General features: G+C 75.1%; 1 protein-coding gene. It reads left to right on the top strand.

Annotated features, from left to right (window positions below; all coding sequences use genetic code 11):
• Positions 1–662, top strand: a 662-nt coding sequence (locus tag BZL64_RS37655) for a condensation domain-containing protein (RefSeq protein ID WP_244205794.1), incomplete at both ends; no start/stop codon positions are given.

Below are 662 nucleotides of genomic sequence, written 5' to 3'. Positions count from 1 at the left end.
GACCCGGTGAGTTACACCGGGCTCATCAGCCGGGAGCAGGCGCCCGAGGCACGCGCGGCCCTGCGCGCGCGGGTCACCGCTCTCGCTGGGGAACTGCGGGCCCACGGCGCGGCGGACCCGCTGCCGGGCGATGCCGGGGCGGTCGTCGCCGAGGCGGAGTTCGGCTCCGTACCGCTGACGCTGACGGCCGAGCGGACCCGGCTCCTTCTGCGGCGCGCACGAGCCGAGCGCGTCACGCTCCACACCCTCCTGCTGGCGGCGCTCAGCCACGCCGTCTCCACGGAGTACGAGCGGGACCGGCTGCTGGGTTCCGTCTACACCCATGGGCGGACCTTCCTCGGGGCCCGCGAGACGCTCGGCCTGTTCAGCAACGTGGTCCCGGTGCCGCTCGAGACGGGGCGCCAGTCCCCGCCCGCGTTCCTCAGGGCCGTCCACGACAGCGTCCAGCGGGCCTCGAACTCCGCGGACCTGCCGCTCAGCGAGATCGCCGCCCAGATCATGGACCGCCCGCCGGGCGACGGGGCGTACTACCGCAGTGCTCTGGCCCACCTGGAACTGCGGCTGAGCGGAGTGACCGGCTGGCTGCCGGAGGAGCCGAACCGCCCGCTGCCGTTCCCGCCCGGCCTCGACGTGACCCCCCAGGCCCTCCACCCCGACCACCC

Source organism: Streptomyces bobili (assembly GCF_002154575.1).
In the GTDB taxonomy this organism is placed as follows: Bacteria; Actinomycetota; Actinomycetes; order Streptomycetales; family Streptomycetaceae; genus Streptomyces; species Streptomyces bobili.
Note: the sequence above shows the minus strand (reverse complement) of the source record. Positions and strands in the feature narration are given on the sequence as shown.